This window comes from Polaribacter gochangensis (genome assembly GCF_046224025.1).
In the GTDB taxonomy this organism is placed as follows: Bacteria; Bacteroidota; Bacteroidia; order Flavobacteriales; family Flavobacteriaceae; genus Polaribacter; species Polaribacter gochangensis.
On the sequence record NZ_JBJXRF010000143.1, the window covers coordinates 1 to 229 of the forward strand.

General features: G+C 34.5%; 1 pseudogene. It reads right to left on the reverse strand.

What is annotated here, in order from left to right:
- A pseudogene (locus ACEWL1_RS12265) lies at positions 1 to 229 on the reverse strand (anthranilate phosphoribosyltransferase); the annotation flags it as partial.

The following is a 229-nucleotide window of genomic DNA, read 5'->3' on the forward strand; positions in this document are numbered from 1 at the left end:
ACATATCAGAAGAACCCGATTGTGAAGACACCGAATAATTTCCATGTTTCGCCACTTTTTGTCCAGTTCCATCAACAATAAATGAGGTTAAAGTTGAAATATTGAACGTGTATTTTCCATCGCCGCCAGTTCCTACAATATCAATCGTATTAAAATCTTAAAAATCTACTTTTATTGCCAATTCTTTTAAAGCATCTCTAAAACCAGAAAGCTCATCGACTGTAATTGG